The organism is Flavobacterium sp. (genome assembly GCF_044361065.1).
Taxonomy (GTDB): domain Bacteria; phylum Bacteroidota; class Bacteroidia; order Flavobacteriales; family Flavobacteriaceae; genus Flavobacterium.
In genome coordinates this window covers 1-18,522 of sequence record NZ_JBIKJI010000026.1, presented here as the reverse complement: position 1 = coordinate 18,522, position 18,522 = coordinate 1, and the positions used below count along the sequence as shown (strand labels likewise).

Below are 18,522 nucleotides of genomic sequence, written 5' to 3'. Positions count from 1 at the left end.
GTAGGAATTCCAATCTTTTTTACTGACGAAAATTTTGTATTAGATTTTACAAGTATTGGAACTTTATTTGCGTTCGTATTAGTTTGTGGTGGCGTTTTAATGCTTTCTCCACAAAGTGAAGCCGAAATCGCAGAACGTGAAACTAAAGGAAAATTCAGAATTCCTTATGTAAATTCTAAGTTTATTTTTCCAGTATTAGTTTTAGCCTCTTTATCAGTTGCAGTTTTCAATTTTAATAAAGAAACTATTGATTTTGTTACAAATAAAAAACAGGTTAGTAGTCCAACAAGAATTGTCGAATCTTTAGATAAGATTGAAACAAAACAAGTATTAGCTTATTTGAATTTAAAAGAAAAAGCAGAAATCGAAGTTATTTTGAATAAAAATTTAGAAGAAGGAAAAGTTAATTATATAAAAGTTGTAGAAGGTTTACCAATTTTAGAATCTCAAAAATATCTCTTAGGTTACAAATTGTTTTTATCAAATTTACCCTTTTGGATCTTCTTTATTGTTTGTATAATAATGACAGTTTTATCTATCACTAAAAACCTATCATTAATTCCATTATTAGGGTTGATTTCTTGTTGTTATTTATTAACAGGAATGGCCGTTTCTAATTGGATGTGGTTTGGCGTTTGGCTGGTTATCGGATTGGTAATTTATTTTGCTTTCAGTTACAAAAACAGTAAACTAAACGATTCAATTTAATTTATAACGCCAACTTATGCTAACAAAATCAACTTTTGAATTTTTAGAGTTACTTGCTAAAAACAACAATCGCGATTGGTTCACCGAAAATAAAAAACGCTTTGAAACAGAAAATAATTTAGCAAAAGCTTTTTTTACAGAAGTCTTTACCGATTTAGAAAAGATAGATAGTTTAGAGAAAATGCAAGTTTTTAGAATTTATAGAGATGTGCGTTTTTCAAAAAACAAACTACCATATAAAAATCATTTTTCTGTAGGATTTTCCAGAACTAAACCAATGCTTCGAGGTGGAATGTATTTGCATATTGAAAACGAAGCAAGTTTTGTAGGTGGTGGATTTTGGGAGCCAAATAACGAAGATTTATTACGAATTAGAAAAGAATTAGAACTAGACGCTTCTGATTTAAGAGAAATTATCGCAGATGCAACTTTCAAAAAAATGTTTGGAACTTTGGAAGGTGAAGAATTAAAAACCGCTCCAAAAAATTTTGATAAAACACATCCAGATATCGATTTAATTAGAAAAAAACAATATTTACTAACCAGAAAATTTTCAAACAAAGAAGTGATGTCATCAAATTTTAAAGAAGAAGTAATCGCCACTTTTGCAGCGATGCGACCTTTTTTCAATTATATGAGCGATGTGTTAACTACTGATTTAAATGGTGAGAGTCTTTATTAATTTACCTTTAGGAAAATTAATTCAAATATTGGCACATTGACGAATTATCAAATTGCCTCATTAACTTGGTTGAACGTATTCCAAGTCGTCTAAATTGGCTTTCGACATAAAAACGCCATAGTTTATTGAAACTTTATTTTTCTCGATTTTCTCAATGGTTCCTATGGCTTTTCCATCTTTCATACGAACTCTATCGCCAACTTTTAAAATAACGACAGGCTTTTCAGGAACCAATTTGGCCTTTATTTTCTTTTCTTTTTTCTCAGTTCGGATTTCTTCTACCTTAACGTTTACTTCAGCAATCACTTGTTTTACAACAACTTCCTTTGTTTTTTTCTCTTTGGCAGAAAGTTTTTTTCGTTTCGAATTTTCAATTTCAACTACTTTTAAAAATTCGCCAATTAATGTCTTTTTATCTTTATTATTGAAGTATTTTTCGGCAATATCATCAATTTTTTGTCCCATATAAATCAAACGCTGATTGGCATCGTACAATTCCTGATAACGTTCTAATTTATCTTGAATTTTAGTATTTATGGTCTCCATTTTTTTACTTTCTTCACGTGCCTTGCTTTCTTCTCAAATCGTACTTTTGTATTTTCAATTTTCTTTTTGGCTCGATTAATTAATCCGTACGGAATCCCATTTTTCTGCGCTACTTCAAACGTAAACGAACTTCCTGGCTGTCCTAAATGTAATTTATACATAGGTTCCAGTGATTTTTCATCAAATAACATATTGGCATTGCTTGCAAAAGGCAATTCGCTGGCTAATATTTTTAAATTGGTGTAATGCGTAGTAATAATACCGTACGCTTCTCTATCGTAAAATTCTTCTAAGAAAATTTCTGCCAAAGCACCTCCCAATTCTGGATCAGAACCTGTACCAAATTCGTCTATTAAAAATAAGGTTTTATCGTTACATTTTTTTAAGAAATAGTTCATATTCTTCAAACGATAACTGTATGTACTCAAATGATTTTCAATAGATTGGTTGTCCCCAATATCCGTTAAAATTCTATCAAATAAAAACGTTTCACTTCGCTCGTGAACAGGAATTAGCATACCGCATTGTAACATCAATTGCAGTAAACCAATAGTTTTTAATGAAATGGTTTTTCCACCGGCATTAGGACCAGAAATTACAATAATTCTATTCGTACTTTCTAATTCAATGGTTTGAGGAAACGTGGGTTTGTTTTCAGCTTTATTATTTAAAAGCAAAATAGGATGGAAGGCTTCTCTAAAAAACAAGCGCTTTTCTTCATTTATTTTGGGAAGTATTCCGTTAATTCTGTTGGCATATTTTGCTTTTGCAGCAATCACATCCATATCAGAAAGAAATTCCTGATACTGAGAAATTAAAGCCGCATATGGACGAATGGTAGCGGAAAGCATACGTAAAATCCGCATAATTTCTTCACGCTCTTCAAACTCTAAAACATTTAATTCTCGAGAATATTTTAACGTAGTTTCTGGTTCAATATAGGCAATACTTCCAGTCTTTGAATTCCCTAAAATAGAACCTTTTACTTTTTTTCGATACATCGCTTGAACCGCCAAAACCCTTCGGTTATCAACAACAGTTTCCTTTATATCATCTAAATAGCCTAATGAATTGAAGTGCGATAAGGCCATTCCAAAACTTTGATTTATTTTTCCACGTACCACATTAATGCTTCGTCTGATATTTACTAAATCGGGCGACGCATCATCTTTAATTTCTCCAAATTTATTTACAATTTCTTCAATTGATTTCGAAATATAAGGCGTAAACTCAATTTGGGTAGATTTTTTATATAATTCTGGATAATAATCTGAAAATTTCTTTAAAAATTTTAAATACTCGTTGGTAGATTTACTTAAATCTAATATTTTTTTAATGGCTACTAACTCTAAGAAACTATCTTCAATAGCTAATAATTTCAAATCAGCAGTAACCGTTTCAAAACCGTGATTTGGCAAGGCATTGTTATTACTAAAAGAAGCAACATATTCATTAGTGTACGCTAATTCTGCAAATAAAATTTCTTTACTTTTAAATGGCTGAATCTGAAGCGCTTTTTCCATTCCAATTTCTGTATTGCAACGGTCAGAAATGGTTTGTAAAATGGTATGAAACTCTAAATCTTTTAGCGTTTTTTCGGTTATTGAAATCATTTTGAAATTCTATGATGATTGCAAAGTTACAAAAGATAAAGTTTTATATTTGTAAAAACTATAAATATGCTCTATAACAATATTGATTTATCTTGGAAATCATTTTTCAATGATGAAATTCAAAAAGAATATTTTATAAAACTAATGCAAGAAATTGAATATGAATATGATAGTTCTATTTGTTTTCCACCAAAAGATTTAATTTTTAATGCATTTGATAAATGTAATTTGAATGATTTAAAAGTTGTTATTATTGGGCAAGATCCATATCACGGAGATGGCGAAGCAAATGGCTTATGTTTTTCGGTAAATGATGGTATTAAAATTCCACCTTCATTAAAGAATATCTTTGCTGAAATTAATTCTGATTTCGATTCTATATTTTTTCCAACAAACGGAAATTTAGAGCGTTGGGCACAACAAGGAATTTTACTTTTAAACGCCAGTTTAACTGTGAAAAAAGATGTTGCTAACAGTCATAAACACTTAAAGTGGAATATTTTTACAGATAATGTAATTAATTATATATCAGATAATTGTAATAATATTGTTTTTTTACTTTGGGGAAGTTTTGCTCAAAAAAAAGGAACTAAAATTAACAGAGAAAAACACCTTGTGTTGGAATGCGGACATCCATCGCCATTAAGTGCAAATAGAGGGTTTTGGTTTGGAAATAAACATTTTAGTCAAACCAATACGTATTTAAAATCTATTGAAAAAATGCCGATTGAATGGTAGTGTTAGGTTGTTGTAAATCTAAAATACTTAAAACTTCTTCACCTAAAAAGGGACCTCCAGGATAATGTGCTGTATAATCTAAATTTAGCCAAATTTTTCCTTTTTCATCACGATGAAAATAAATCGTTCTTCCTTTAGAAATGTCTTTAAATAATTCATTACTAATTAGATACATAGCAATTTCCAATTCTTTTTCGGTCCCTAATAAGATTTCAGGGTACATATGTCTTCCTGTATGAATTAATCGCATACTACCTCCAATAGATTTTATTGCGGCGCACATTAAAATAGCGTGGTCATCACAATCACCTGAAAAATATAATAAACTTTCGCTACCACTTGCAAAATATTCTTGTCCTTTTGGGTCATTTACATAATTCCAACGTGAATTTATTTCTTTAAAAACTGCAAAATATTGTATTAACTTCCTGTTAACGGCATAATTTGGGGTTTTGGTAAAATGTGTATTTATGGCAAATAAAGCAAAATTTCTAACTTTTGAATTGGCAAAATCTACACTCTTAAAAACACTACTTTTATTTGGGAAAGGTTTTAAGGTCTTTTGTTCTAAAAAGGTTTCTTCTTTCTGCATTTCATCGCTTAAAAATATAATTTTATAAGCAGTAATTACTTGAAAAAGAGAATAGTTACCTTGTATGGAAGCAATTACGAATGTTATTATGTAAATGAATATTGAATATAAAACTTTTTTTCTTAACCATTTTAAAATCAATAAAAATAAAAGTAAAAACAGTATAAAAACTATGATTTTATCATAAGGTATTTCAGCATCAAAATAATATATATTTTTTCTGAAATAAATAAAAACAGGGGTGCTGATTAAAAAAGATAAAATTAAAAACAAGACATTTTCTCTGAGCTTATTTGCGATAAGCCAAGCTGATATTTTATCAAAAAAAGAGGTTAAAAAAAATGCCATTTTTAGAAATAGAGAATTCCTTATTATTTAGAATTCAAAAGTAGTTAAAATTGAAGCAACAATATAATTTGATTTGTTTTTTATATGTTTTTGACTATCTGGTTAAAATCGACTTTTTTAGAAATAATATTCAACTCAAAAAGTTGGTTTTGAACGATTTGAACTGTTTTTTCATCTAAATTTTTCTGACTCCATTGAGTATGACTTAACCATTGTTGAATGTCTTCAACTTTTTGCCCATATCTTGAAGCCAGTGTTCTATCGATGCTTGGAATGTATTTGAATTCTTCAGTTGTAGCGTTTATTATTTCTAAAATTAAAGCCATGACAGATTTGTTTTCGGCTAAAAATTCATTTCTAACAGCAATTACAAAACAAGGCCAAGGTGTAGGACATTCTCCCACACGTTTAAAAGTTCCATTATCTACTAAAGGTTTTGTGGTGTATTTTTCCCACATAAAATAATCTGATTTTCCTTCAGAAAGACTTGCAATTGCTCCGTCTAAATTATTTACGATTTCAAATGGAATAGCACTAATGTTCCAGTTGTTTTTTTCTGCATTTACAAAACTCATTAAATGTGAACCAGAACCCAATCGGCTTATAGCTGAAATTTTATGTTCTAAATCTGAAACCGAATTGTATTTGGCTTTTCCATCTACGTGAATTCCCCATATTAAGGGTGATTTCACGAAAACTTGCACAATAGAACTGTGCGGATTTTCAGTTAGATCTTTAATAATTCCTTCTGTTAAAATAATGGCAATATCGGTTTCATTATCACGAAGCATTTGGCACATTTTTCCAGTCCCCTCAGGCACGTCTGTCCATTGCAAATCGATTCCAGCTTCATTGAATTCGCCATTTTCAATGCACATATGCCAAGGCAAGTTGAAATGTTCGGGTACGCCTGCTATTTTGACTTCTTTCATATTTTAGGTATAAGGTTTTGGGTGATGGGATTTTTTTTGCGGCTTTATCCTACCAATTTATCCAATGTATAAGCAATCAACTCATTTACCGTTTTTTCTGGATTCAAACTAAATTCGCCTACTGCTCTGTTTGCAATAATTGCATTTAACGACAAACAATTATGACCTAATAATTTACCTAAACCATAAATAGCAGACGTTTCCATTTCTAAATTCGTCATGCGTGTTCCGTTATAATTAAAAGTATCCATTTTGTGATTTAATTCAGGATCCTGAATATTTAATCGAACAACACGACCTTGAGGTCCGTAAAATCCGCCAGCAGTTCCTGTGAATCCTTTATAAAATTTTTCTGAATAGATTTTGTTCTCTAAGGTTTCATTACAAGATACCACTGTTGGTCTACCTTTTCTTGTATCCCAATTGGTGTGTGAAATAAACGCATCTTCTAATTCCGAATCAGAATGTTCTTCAATTAAATAGGAGCGAAGCATATTGTCCAGACCTATTGCGTATTTACTCATTACCCAACTATCCACAGGTATATCAGCTTGTAATGAGCCAGAAGTTCCAATTCGAACAATGTTTAAAGCTGTATGATTTGGTTTAAGTTCTCTGGTGTTTAAATCGATATTGACTAACGCGTCAAGTTCATTCATGACTATATCAATATTGTCGGGACCTATTCCAGTTGACTGAACCGAAATACGTTTGCCTTTATAAATTCCAGTTTCTGTTTTAAATTCTCTTTTCTGAGTTGAAAATTCGACAGTTTCAAAGTGTTTCGTAATTTTTGATACACGTTCTGGATCGCCAACAAAAATAATATCAGAAGCAATATGTTCTGGTTTCAAATTTAAGTGATATACACTTCCGTCAGGATTTAATATTAATTCTGATGATTTTATCATTTTTCTAAATTGTAAATTCTATACTGTATAATAATTTTGAAAATGTAGTTACAATATACATTTTACAACTTTCAGTATACAAAAAAAACTATCCGCCAACACGTTTGGTTTTAAAGCCTTTGTCTTGAAGCATTTTCATTATTTTATCTCTGTAATCGCCTTGAAGGATAATAGCGCCGTCTTTAAAACTTCCACCCACACTTAATTTTGTTTTGATTTCTTTGGCAAGAACTTTAAAATCTTCGTCCGTTCCTTCGTAACCTTCAATAATAGTAGTAGCTTTTCCTTTTCGTTTTTCATATTTACAAATCATAGGTTCTTTTTGAACATACAATTTATGTGGGATAACCTCTGTTTCTTCAGGTTCATTTGAAGGAATATGGTCTGGAAATAGGTTTTTTAGTTGGTCTTGTAAATCCATTTTTTGTAAGCAGATTAAACCGAATCGCAATAGCGAAGCGTTAATTAAAACTGATTTTTCTATTTTTTTATTAATCCTAATTCTACCAAACGTTCGTGCAAAAATTCGCCTGCAGTAATATTTTCATATAGTTTTGGATTTTTTTCATCGATACATTCTGGTAAACAATCTAATTTCATATCACTTACCGGATGCATGAAAAAAGGAATAGAATAACGTGATGTTCCCCATAATTCTCTTGGTGGGTTTACCACTTGATGAATCGTGGATTTTAATCGGTTATTGGTATGACGCGATAACATATCTCCAACATTTATCATTAATTCATCAGGTTGTGCCATAGCATCAATCCATTGCCCATCGTGGTTTTGAACCTGAAGTCCTTTTCCTTGAGCACCCATTAATAAAGTAATTAGGTTTATGTCTCCATGCGCAGCCGCACGTACAGCACCATCTTTAGGTTCATCGGTAATTGGGGGATAATGTATTGGTCTTAATATGCTATTACCTTCAGAAATGTAAACATCAAAATAAAATTCATCCAATCCAATAAATAACGCCAAAGCACGAAGTACATAGATTCCTGTTTTTTCTAACATTTGATAGGCTTCTTTTCCAGTGCTATTAAAATTTGGCAATTCAGAAACTATTACATTTTCAGGATATTCGTTAGCGTATTTTGAATTCGAATCTACATATTGACCAAAGTGCCAAAATTCTTTTAAGTCACCCGCAGAACGTCCTTTAGCATGTTCTTTTCCAAACGATACATAACCTCTTTGGCCGCCTATACCGGGAATTTCATATTTTTCTTTTGCTTCAACAGGTAAACTGAAGAAATTTCTGACTTCACTATACAGATTTTCAACTAAATTGTCATCTAAAAAATGACCTTTTAAAGCTACGAAACCAATCTCTTCGTAGGCTTTTCCGATTTCATTTACAAATTTTTGTTTACGTGCCGGATCTTCCGACAGGAAATCACGTAAGTCTACACTTGGAATTTTTTGCATGATAAAAAATTATTTGTTTTTCCAACTCATTTACCGGCTGGAATTCTTACTCTAACAAAGATAAAAAAAATTAGTTAGAAAAAACATAATTCAAGATATTTGCTCCCATTTTTAGGGCTTTTTCTCTAACGTTTATAGGGTCGTTGTGTACTTCTTGATTTTCCCATCCGTCACCTAAATCACATTCAAAAGTGTATAAAACCGCTAATCTGTTTTCAATAAAAATACCGTATGCTTGAGGTTGCTTGTTATCGTGTTCATGAATTTTTGGTAATCCATTTGGAAATGGATAAGGTGTTTGGAAAATAGCATGTGTTTTGGGAATTTCAACTAAAGCAGTATTTGGGAAGAGTTTTTTAATTTCTTTTCTTATGTACTCGTCCATTCCATAGTTATCATCTATATGTAAAAAACCGCCTGAATTTAAATAATTTTGAAGATTTTGAATGTCGTTATTACTAAAAACCACGTTTCCGTGTCCAGTCATATGAACAAATGGATACAAAAACAATTCAGCACTTCCGACATCAACGGAATTGACTTTAGGGTTTAATTTTGTTTTAATATTTTGATTGCAAAATTTCACTAAATTAGGCAAAGAAGTGGGATTTGCATACCAATCGCCACCGCCAGAATATTTTAAAACGGCAATATCTTGAGAAAATCCCAAGTTCCAAACTAGTAAAATCCCTAAAGTTATAAATTTATTCATTTTGAATTACAATTGTATGACAAGCTACTAAAGCCGCAGTTTCCGTTCTTAATCTTGTGTTTCCCAAAGTTACAGGAATAAATTCGTTTTCAATAGCCATTTTGATTTCTTTTGTAGAAAAATCACCTTCGGGTCCAATTAAAATAGTGATAGGATTATTTTTTTCAATTTCTTTAGCAAAAGATTTTTTATCGGTTTCTTCGCAATGTGCTATAAATTTTTGACCTGAATAATCTTTTTTAAGAAATTCAGATAAAGTAATTGCCTCGTTTATTTTTGGTAAATAATACTGATTAGATTGTTTTGTAGCCGCTTGAATTATTTTTTCTGCTCTGTCTGTTTTGAATATTTTTCGTTCAGAATGTTCGCAAATAATAGGTGTTATTTCGTGAATGCCAATCTCTGTAGCTTTTTCTAAAAACCATTCCATTCTGTCGTGCATTTTGGTTGGAGCTATAGCAATATGTGTATAAAAAGTGGTAGGTTTAAAAAAGGATTCTTCTACAATTTTTACTTCACATTTTTTTTCTAAACCTAAAATTATTTCAGATACAAATAAATATCCTAATCCGTTAGTAATATGTATTTTATGACCTTCTTGTTTGCGCAAAACTTTAATTATATGTTTGCTTTCTTCTTTATCAAAAGTAAACGTTTTATCGCCGGATTTTATATCGGAATTATAGAATAATTGCATAATTTTTTAAAATTCAATTCTTGCTTTAGAAACGACGTCAGCTGTGCTGAAATTTTCTTCTAAAAAGTTATAATAACCTACAATTCCAATCATTGCAGCGTTGTCTGTTGTGTATTCAAATTTTGGAATATATGTTTTCCAACCGTATTTTGATTCCGCTTCTTTTAACGTATTTCTTATACCTGAATTTGCCGAAACCCCACCACCAATAGTAATTTGTGTAATACCAGTTTCTGATACAGCTAATTTTAACTTATCCATCAAAATTTCGATGATAGTATGTTGTATAGAGGCGCAAATATCATTTAAATTTTCAGTGATAAAATGTTCGTTTTCTGCTAATTTTTTCTGAATAAAATATAAAATTTGCGTTTTTAAACCACTAAAACTAAAATCCAAACCTGATACTTTTGGCTTGGTAAAAACAAAGGCTTTCGGATTGCCTAATTGTGCATACTTATCTATCAAAGGTCCGCCAGGATAGGGAAGGCCTAAGATTTTAGCACTTTTATCAAATGCTTCACCAACCGCATCATCTGTAGTTTCGCCTATAATTTCCATTTCAAAAAAACTGGAAACTTTTACAATTTGTGTATGACCTCCAGAAATAGTCAAGGCAATAAAAGGAAAACTTGGTTTTTCGTAGCCTTCTTCATCAATAAAATGCGCTAAAATATGTGCTTTCATATGGTTAATTGCCACTAAAGGAATATTTAAACCAAGACTTAACGATTTAGCAAAACTTCCTCCAACTAAAAGCGAACCCATTAAACCAGGACCTTGAGTAAAAGCAATGCAATTTAAATTTTCTTTTGTAATTCCAGCTTTTTTAATTGCCATTTCCACAACTGGAACAATATTTTGCTGATGCGCTCTTGATGCTAATTCAGGTACTACACCGCCATATTCTTCGTGAACCTTTTGTCCTGCCACAATATTAGATAACACTTTGTCATTGCACAAAACAGCCGCAGAGGTATCATCGCAAGAGCTTTCAATAGCTAAAGTGTATATATTTTTCGAATTTGTTATTTTAGGCATGAATTTTGGTATAAAAGTATTGTATAAGTCTTACAAAATTGCTTATTTTTGTTGCTATTAGCAAATAAAAATAGATTTGTTTTGCAAAATTAAATAAATAAAATATTAAATCAGTAAAAAAAATAGCGGTTCGTTCCTTAATTGGAATGGTACTTTTTGTGCTTTTAGTAGCTATACTATTAGCATTACCTGTTGTGCAAACAAAATTAGGGGCATATGCTACTGATCAGCTGAAAAAAGATTTTGGTGTTTCTATTACTATTGAAAAAGTGGCTATTAATCCGTTTGGAGGTGTTAAACTGAAGGGAGTTTTGGCTAAGGACCATCATAACGATACGCTTTTTCATTTTAACCGAATTCATACTTCCATTTTAAGCTATAAAAAATTATATGAAAAAGGGCATCCTTATTTGGGCGACTTACAAGCCGATGAATTAAACCTGAAAATAATTCAATATAAAGGAGAAAAAGACACCAATTTAGATAAGTTTGTAGCTGCTTTTGATGATAATCCTCCGAAACCTTCTACTGGAAAATTCAGATTAAAAATAAATTCTATTTCCTTGCAAAATAGTCGATTTAGGTATATTGATGAAAATTTAAAAACGCCTAAAGTTTTAGATTTTTCTAATTTAAATGGACAATTAGACGATTTTTATGTAAAAGGTGCAAATGTTTTTGCCTATGTGTATAAAATGTCATTTAAAGACCATAGGGGATTGATAATGAGAAATTTAACTTCAGATTTCACCTATACCAAAAAGAATATTTTATTAAACGAATTAATTTTAGAAACCGAAAACTCTTCTTTTAAAGGAAAAACAGAATTACGTTACGACAGAAAAGATTTTAAAGATTTCAATAACAAAGTAATTTTCGATTTAGATATTAAAGAAGGTAAAATTTCGAGTAACGACTTAAATTTCTTCTATCCTGAATTTGGTAAAAATCAGAAATTTTATATCGATTCTCATATTTTAGGAACGTTAAATGATTTGAAATTTAATAACTTGAAATTCAATGATTTAAATGATAATGAAGTAGTTGGAAATCTTCAACTTAAAAATATTTTTGGTAAAGGCGAGCAGAAATTTTACTTGAAAGGAAGTTTCGACAGATTATCAGCCAGCCAAGCAAGTGTTAGTAAGCTTTTACCAAATCTTTTAGGAAAAAATTTACCCAAACAATTACAAAAACTGGGTAAAGTTGAATTGAAAGGGAAAGTTGAGCTTACCGAAAAATGGATTATTGCAGATGTAGATTTGTTTTCCAAAATAGGTCGTGCTATGGGCGATTTTAAAATGGATAAAATAGATACCATTGACAGTGCCACCTATTTAGGGAAGTTTCAGTTAGATAATTTTGATTTAGGTATATTTTTAGAGGAAAAAGACTTAGGTCGTACTTCTGTTAATGTTGATGTCGATGGATCAGGATTTTCTAAAAAATATTTGAATACCAAACTAAAAGGAAATGTAAGTCAGTTTAAATATAATGGCTATACATATAAAAATATTGATATCAATGGTACGATGAAGATGCCTTATTTTAAAGGACATTTTCATAGTAAAGACCCTAATTTATTGCTTACTTTTGATGGTTTAGTTGATTTAAGTAAAAAGAAAAAAGTGTATGATTTTGATATAGAAATTGAATACGCCAATCTTAAAAAAATCAACCTATACACAAAAGATGCTACTTCTGTTTTAGCTGGTTCTATTGTTATGCAAGCGCAAGGAAATTCGTTAGATGACTTAGCCGGAACACTTAGTTTGAATGATATTTCTTATATCAATCCAAAAAATAAATATTATTTTGATGCTGCATCCGTAACATCTTCATTCGATAATCAAAACATAAGAACAGTTTCCTTTCATTCTGATGATATTATTGAAGGGCAAGTAGTTGGTAAATATCAAACCAAACAAATTAAAAAAATACTTGAAAATGCTGTTGGTAGTTTGTATGCGAATTATTCGCCACATAAATTATCGAAAAATCAATTTTTAGATTTCGATTTTACAGTTTATAATAAAGTGTTGGAAGTATTGTATCCTGATGTTTCTATTGCAGAAAATACTCACTTTAAAGGAAAAATTAATGCCGATGCAGGTTTGTTTCAATTTGACTTTAATTCTCTATTTGTCAATGCTTTTGAAAATAAATTTAATGGTATTAAAATCGATATTGACAACAAAAACCCACTTTATAACACCTATATTGAATTAGATAGTTTAAATACTAAAAACTATAAAATATCCGAATTTAGTTTAATAAATTTAACCCTGAACGATACCTTATTTGCCAGAACTGAATTTAAAGGCGGTGATAAAGGCGAAGATAAATTCGATTTAAATTTATTTCATACCATTAATAAAGACAAGCAATCGATTGTAGGTTTTAAAAAATCAGATATTACATTCAAAAACTTCCAATGGTATATTAATGAAAAAGAAACTGCTGGAAATACGATAATTTTTGATAAACAATTTAAAAACTTCAATTTCAATCAATTGACTTTATCTCATAATGATCAGTTTATTGATTTTAATGGAGTAATGAATGGAAATACATACAAAGATTTTAATTTCACGTTTAATGATGTAGATATTTCCAAAATCACACCTGATATCAAAAATTTAAGTCTCGGTGGGAAACTAAATGGAAACTTAAAATACAAACAAGATAATTTAGTATATGAACCATCTACAGATTTAACTATTGACGGTTTACAATTAAATAATGACGATTTAGGAAATCTGAAATTAAAAGTCTTTGGTGATGAAAATTTCAAAACATTTAATGTTGATGCATCGATTGTTCATCAAGATGAAGTAACATTTTCAACAACAGGAACAGTAGACATAGTTAATAATCAGACGGTTTTAAATTTAGAGGCTGTTTTTGAAAACTTTAATATTAAACCTATTGGTGGCTTTTTAACAGGTATTTTAGACAATGTACGAGGTATGGCTTCTGGTAAAACCAATATTGTTGGTTCAATTGATAATCCAGATGTAGATGGTGTTTTATATTTAAATAATGCAGGTTTACGTGTACCATATTTAAATGTAGATTACGATTTCGATAAAAATTCAAAAATCGATTTAACACAAGAAAAATTTATTTTTAGAGATATTGATATTATCGATGTAAACGAGAAGACCAAAGGAATATTAAGCGGAACCATTTTTCACGAAAAGTTTGGAAATTGGGAAATGGATTTAAAAATAGCATCGGATAAGCTTTTGGTTTTAGATACAAAAGATGCTGACGACGCCTATTATTTTGGAAAAGCATATTTTGACGGTTTTGCGACAATCGAAGGTCCTGTAGAGGCATTAGTTATCAATGCAGAAGGGGAAAGTGCAAAAGGAACATCAATTAAAATTCCAGTAAACGATTCAGAAAGTGTTAGCGATAATGGTTTGGTTCATTTTACTACAAAAGAAGAGAAATTTGGCACAAAAAACACCATAAAACAACCTACCAAAACCTACAGAGGAATCGATTTGAATTTTAATTTCGCCATTACACCAAATGCAGAAATTGAAGTAATTTTAAATCGTGAGACTGGGCATTCTATGAAAGGAACGGGTAATGGATCGATGTTTATGAATATCAATACCTTAGGTAAATTTCAAATGACGGGTGACTTTATCGTCAACAAAGGAGAATATTTATTTAGATATGGGAGTTTAATTAATAAAAAATTCACTGTAAAAAACGGAGGAACAATAAATTGGGAAGGCGATCCATTGGGTGCGAAGTTAAATTTAGAAGCGGTTTATGCAACACAAGCAAATCCAAATGTATTATTAGATAATGTTGCTTTTAATAAAAAAATTCCAACAGAAGTTAGTATTTTAATTACTGGAGAATTAAACGCACCCCAATCCGATTTTAATATCAATTTCCCAAATGTAAGTTCAGTTTTAAAAAGTGATTTGGATTATAGATTACAAGATAAAGATTTTAAAAAACAACAAGCTTTTGTGTTATTAGGTACAGGTGAGTTTTTTGCTGTAAATAACACCAATTACTTTGGTTCTTTATTTGAAAAAGCCAGTAGTATATTTGGAGATGTTTTATCAGACGGAGAAAATAAATTACAATTGGGTGTAAATTATCAAATTGGAAACCGACAACAAGAAATTTCAGACAGAGCGCTTGTTACTTTAACGACTCAAATTAATGATAGAATTAGCATTAATGGAAACGTTGGTGTTCCAGTGGGTGGTATCAATCAATCATATGTCGTAGGAAATGTAGAAGTTGAAATGCGTTTGAACACAGATGGTACGTTAACCGCACACGTATTTAATAGAGAAAACGATTTAAATTCGAATACAATCGGACAAAATATTGGCTATACACAAGGTTTAGGATTGTCGTATCGTGTAGATTTTGACGATTTTAAAGAATTACTACACAAGTTATTTAAATCTCAAAACGTAAAAGATAACGTAAACAAACCTATTAACGAATCGGATGATTCTGAAATAAATATAGAGTTCCTTAGACTTATTGATGAAACTCGAAAACGACAAATTAAAGAAGAGAAAAAAGTCGATCCAAAGAATCGTGTTCCAGATATTAATGATGTGCATTAAATCAAGTTTTTTTGTTAATTTTTAGAAATTTATTAACGAAAACGTTTGAAAATAACATTATGACAAAAAATATGTCTTTTTTTAGCATAATATGTAATTTCCTTTACTAATTTTACAAATAATATAGTATTAAATATGTCAACAGCAATTAAAAAAATTGGAGTTTTAACTTCAGGTGGCGATTCGCCAGGTATGAATGCAGCTATCAGAGCCGTAGTTCGTGCTTGTGCTTATTATAATATTGAGTGTGTTGGAATATACCGTGGTTATCAAGGTATGATTGAAGGCGATTTTAAACCTATGGGACCTCGTGATGTAAAAAACATCATTAATAAAGGTGGAACTATATTAAAAACCGCACGTTCAAAAGATTTTATGACTCCAGAAGGACGAAAAATTGCTCACGATAATTTAAAGGCAAGTGGAATAGATTCATTAGTAGTTATTGGTGGTGATGGTTCGTTTACAGGTGCAGAAATTTTTAATGAAGAATTTGGTTTTTCTGTAATCGGAATTCCAGGTACTATAGATAATGATATTTTTGGAACCAGTCATACTTTAGGATATGATACGGCTTTGAATACCGTTGTGGAAGCAATTGATAAAATTAGAGATACAGCCAATTCTCATAACCGTTTATTCTTCGTAGAAGTAATGGGAAGAGATGCAGGACATATTGCGTTAAACGCAGGAATTGGAGCAGGAGCAGAGGAAATTTTAATTCCAGAAGAAGCTTTTGGTTTAGACCGATTGGTAGATTCTTTGAAAAAAAGTAAAGAATCAGGAAAAACATCAAGTATAGTAGTTGTTTCTGAAGGGGATAAAATAGGTAAAAACGTTTTTGAACTTAAAGATTACGTTGAAGAAAATATGCCAGAATATGATGTACGTGTTTCGGTACTGGGTCATATGCAGCGAGGCGGTTCACCAACTTGTTTTGATAGGGTTTTAGCTTCTCGATTAGGAGTAAAAGCAGTAGAAAGTTTATTAGAAGGTAAATCAAATTATATGGTGGGATTGCAATACGATAAAATTTGCTTAACACCATTAGAACAAGCCATTAAAGGACAAAGTGAAGTTGATTTAGAACTTGTAAAAGTTTCAGATATAGTATCTTCATAATAAAAGGCAAAAGTAAAAAGGCAAAAGTAAAAAGGCAAAAGTAAAAGTAAAGAGTGCTTTTCAACTCAATTAACAAAACGATTCTAAAGGAATCAAATATTTAAAAATTATGTCAACAGTAAAATTAGGAATTAACGGATTTGGAAGAATTGGTAGAATTGTTTTTAGAGAAACATACAACAGAGACAATGTAGAAGTTGTAGCCATTAACGATTTATTAGACGTAGATCATTTGGCGTATTTATTAAAATACGATTCAGTACACGGACGTTTTGCTGGAAAAGTAGAAGTTAAAGACGGAAAATTATACGTTAACGATAAATACATTCGTGTAACTGCAGAAAGAGATCCAGCTCAAATTAAATGGGATGAAGCGGGTATTAATGCGGATGTAGTAGCTGAATGTACTGGTTTTTTCACAACTAAAGAAACAGCAAATGCTCATATTGTAGGTGGTGCCAAAAAAGTAATTATTTCAGCACCTTCAGCAGACGCACCAATGTTTGTAATGGGAGTAAACCACGAAAAAGCAACAGCTGCAGATACTGTAGTTTCTAATGCATCGTGTACAACTAACTGTTTAGCGCCTTTAGCAAAAGTAATTCACGATAATTTCGGAATTGTAGAAGGGTTAATGACAACAGTTCACGCATCTACTTCTACTCAAATGGTAGCAGACGGTCCATCAAGAAAAGATTGGCGTGGTGGTCGCGCGGCTTCAGTAAATATTATTCCATCTTCAACAGGTGCAGCAAAAGCAGTAGGACAAGTAATTCCAGATTTAAATGGAAAATTAACAGGTATGTCTATGCGTGTACCAACTGTTGATGTTTCTGTAGTAGATTTGACTGTAAAATTAGCGAAAGAGACTACATACGCAGAAATTATGAGTGTATTGAAACACGCTTCAGAAACGTCAATGAAAGGTATTTTAGGATACACCGAAGATTTAGTAGTTTCTCAAGATTTCGTATCAGATACACGTACTTCAATCGTAGATGCAAATGCAGGAATTGGTTTAAATTCAACTTTCTTTAAATTGGTTTCTTGGTACGATAACGAATACGGATATTCTTCTAAATTAATCGATTTAGCAGTACATATCAATGCTATAAAATAAATACTTGAGTATAGAAAATAGAATAAAAAAATCTATTTTCTATACTCTATTTTCTATACTCTATATTCTAAAAAATGAAATTACTTGTAGATAGTGGTTCCACTAAAGCAGATTGGATTGCCATAGACACTAACGGGAAGGTATTATTTACCACACAATCATTAGGATTAAATCCTGAAGTGCTAACAAAAGAAGAAATAATTGCTCGTTTGGATGATAAATTTGATATTTCTCATAATAAAGATAAAGCAGCTCATTTGTTTTTTTACGGTGCAGGATGTGGAACAGATCGTATGAAAAACTTCTTAACTGACGTATTTAAAGATTATTTTAAAAATGCTTCTGTTAATGTATACGAAGATACCTATGCGGCAGTTTTTGCTACAACTCCTAAAAATCAAGAAGCAATTGTTTGTATTTTAGGTACAGGTTCAAATTGTAGTTATTTCGACGGACATATTTTACATCAAAAAGTGCAATCTTTAGGCTATATTGCAATGGATGATTGTAGTGGAAACCGTTTTGGTCGTCATTTATTACGCGGCTATTATTTTAATAAAATGCCTGCGAATTTGGCTACAGAATTTGAAAAAGAATTCGATGTAGAACCAGATGCAGTTAAAGAAAATTTATATAAAAAACCAAATCCTAATGCGTATTTGGCTACCTATGCTAAATTTTTAATTAAGCATAAAAATACCGAATTTTGTCAG

General features: G+C 30.8%; 15 protein-coding genes and 1 pseudogene. 7 read left to right on the top strand and 9 right to left on the bottom strand.

Annotated elements, in window-relative coordinates; genetic code table 11:
* Together ACIQ11_RS03070 and ACIQ11_RS03065 are read left to right on the top strand one after the other, a co-directional pair.
* Nucleotides 1-708, top strand: a 708-nt coding sequence (locus ACIQ11_RS03070) for an amino acid permease C-terminal domain-containing protein (protein WP_396152698.1), incomplete at its 5' end; no start/stop codon positions are given.
* A gap of 16 nt (nt 709-724) precedes the next feature.
* Nucleotides 725-1,390 (top strand): DUF2461 domain-containing protein, encoded by a 666-nt coding sequence (locus ACIQ11_RS03065; RefSeq protein WP_396152695.1) that lies wholly within the window; start codon nt 725-727, stop codon nt 1,388-1,390.
* 60 nt (nt 1,391-1,450) lie between these two features.
* On the opposite strand, the pseudogene ACIQ11_RS03060 reads toward ACIQ11_RS03065, so the two are convergent.
* A pseudogene (locus tag ACIQ11_RS03060) lies at nt 1,451-3,549 on the bottom strand (DNA mismatch repair protein MutS).
* 66 nt (nt 3,550-3,615) lie between these two features.
* Here ACIQ11_RS03060 and ung point away from each other — a divergent pair.
* Nucleotides 3,616-4,287, top strand: coding sequence for a uracil-DNA glycosylase (gene ung / locus ACIQ11_RS03055; RefSeq protein WP_396152693.1), 672 nt, complete (start codon nt 3,616-3,618; stop codon nt 4,285-4,287).
* Here the strand turns inward: ung and ACIQ11_RS03050 are convergent.
* The 8 genes from ACIQ11_RS03050 to tsaD all read right to left on the bottom strand — a co-directional run bounded on the left by ACIQ11_RS03050 (nt 4,259) and on the right by tsaD (nt 10,954).
* Nucleotides 4,259-5,227 (bottom strand): transglutaminase, encoded by a 969-nt coding sequence (locus ACIQ11_RS03050; RefSeq protein ID WP_396152691.1) that lies wholly within the window; start codon nt 5,225-5,227, stop codon nt 4,259-4,261. The two genes, ung and ACIQ11_RS03050, sit on opposite strands and share 29 nt — an antisense overlap.
* A gap of 80 nt (nt 5,228-5,307) precedes the next feature.
* On the bottom strand, nt 5,308-6,159 hold the full coding sequence (locus ACIQ11_RS03045) for a substrate-binding domain-containing protein (RefSeq protein WP_396152689.1): 852 nt from the start codon (nt 6,157-6,159) through the stop codon (nt 5,308-5,310).
* Nucleotides 6,160-6,203: 44 nt separating this feature from the next.
* Nucleotides 6,204-7,070, bottom strand: coding sequence for a nucleoside phosphorylase (locus tag ACIQ11_RS03040; RefSeq protein ID WP_396152687.1), 867 nt, complete (start codon nt 7,068-7,070; stop codon nt 6,204-6,206).
* An 88-nt stretch (nt 7,071-7,158) separates the two neighbouring features.
* A complete protein-coding gene (locus tag ACIQ11_RS03035; RefSeq protein WP_396152685.1) occupies nt 7,159-7,491 on the bottom strand; it encodes a translation initiation factor in 333 nt (110 codons plus the stop codon).
* 59 nt (nt 7,492-7,550) lie between these two features.
* The gene (locus ACIQ11_RS03030; protein ID WP_396152683.1) at nt 7,551-8,504 is read right to left on the bottom strand and encodes an isopenicillin N synthase family dioxygenase; all 954 of its coding nucleotides are present in this window, start codon (nt 8,502-8,504) and stop codon (nt 7,551-7,553) included.
* Nucleotides 8,505-8,574: 70 nt separating this feature from the next.
* Nucleotides 8,575-9,216, bottom strand: coding sequence for a DUF4159 domain-containing protein (locus tag ACIQ11_RS03025; protein WP_396152681.1), 642 nt, complete (start codon nt 9,214-9,216; stop codon nt 8,575-8,577).
* Nucleotides 9,209-9,913 (bottom strand): 16S rRNA (uracil(1498)-N(3))-methyltransferase, encoded by a 705-nt coding sequence (locus tag ACIQ11_RS03020; protein ID WP_396152679.1) that lies wholly within the window; start codon nt 9,911-9,913, stop codon nt 9,209-9,211. The genes ACIQ11_RS03025 and ACIQ11_RS03020 overlap by 8 nt, the downstream gene beginning before the upstream one ends.
* Before the next feature lie 6 nt (nt 9,914-9,919).
* Nucleotides 9,920-10,954, bottom strand: coding sequence for a tRNA (adenosine(37)-N6)-threonylcarbamoyltransferase complex transferase subunit TsaD (tsaD, locus tag ACIQ11_RS03015; RefSeq protein ID WP_396152677.1), 1,035 nt, complete (start codon nt 10,952-10,954; stop codon nt 9,920-9,922).
* A 146-nt stretch (nt 10,955-11,100) separates the two neighbouring features.
* Here tsaD and ACIQ11_RS03010 point away from each other — a divergent pair, with 146 nt between their 5' ends.
* The 4 genes from ACIQ11_RS03010 to ACIQ11_RS02995 all read left to right on the top strand — a co-directional run.
* Nucleotides 11,101-15,567 (top strand): translocation/assembly module TamB domain-containing protein, encoded by a 4,467-nt coding sequence (locus ACIQ11_RS03010; RefSeq protein ID WP_396152675.1) that lies wholly within the window; start codon nt 11,101-11,103, stop codon nt 15,565-15,567.
* 135 nt (nt 15,568-15,702) lie between these two features.
* On the top strand, nt 15,703-16,689 hold the full coding sequence (gene pfkA, locus ACIQ11_RS03005; protein WP_396152673.1) for a 6-phosphofructokinase: 987 nt from the start codon (nt 15,703-15,705) through the stop codon (nt 16,687-16,689).
* A gap of 109 nt (nt 16,690-16,798) precedes the next feature.
* Complete coding sequence (gene gap, locus ACIQ11_RS03000) at nt 16,799-17,809, top strand: type I glyceraldehyde-3-phosphate dehydrogenase (protein WP_291241896.1); 1,011 nt, start codon at nt 16,799-16,801, stop codon at nt 17,807-17,809.
* 74 nt (nt 17,810-17,883) lie between these two features.
* A partial coding sequence (locus ACIQ11_RS02995) for an N-acetylglucosamine kinase (RefSeq protein WP_396152671.1) occupies nt 17,884-18,522 on the top strand: 639 nt, incomplete at its 3' end.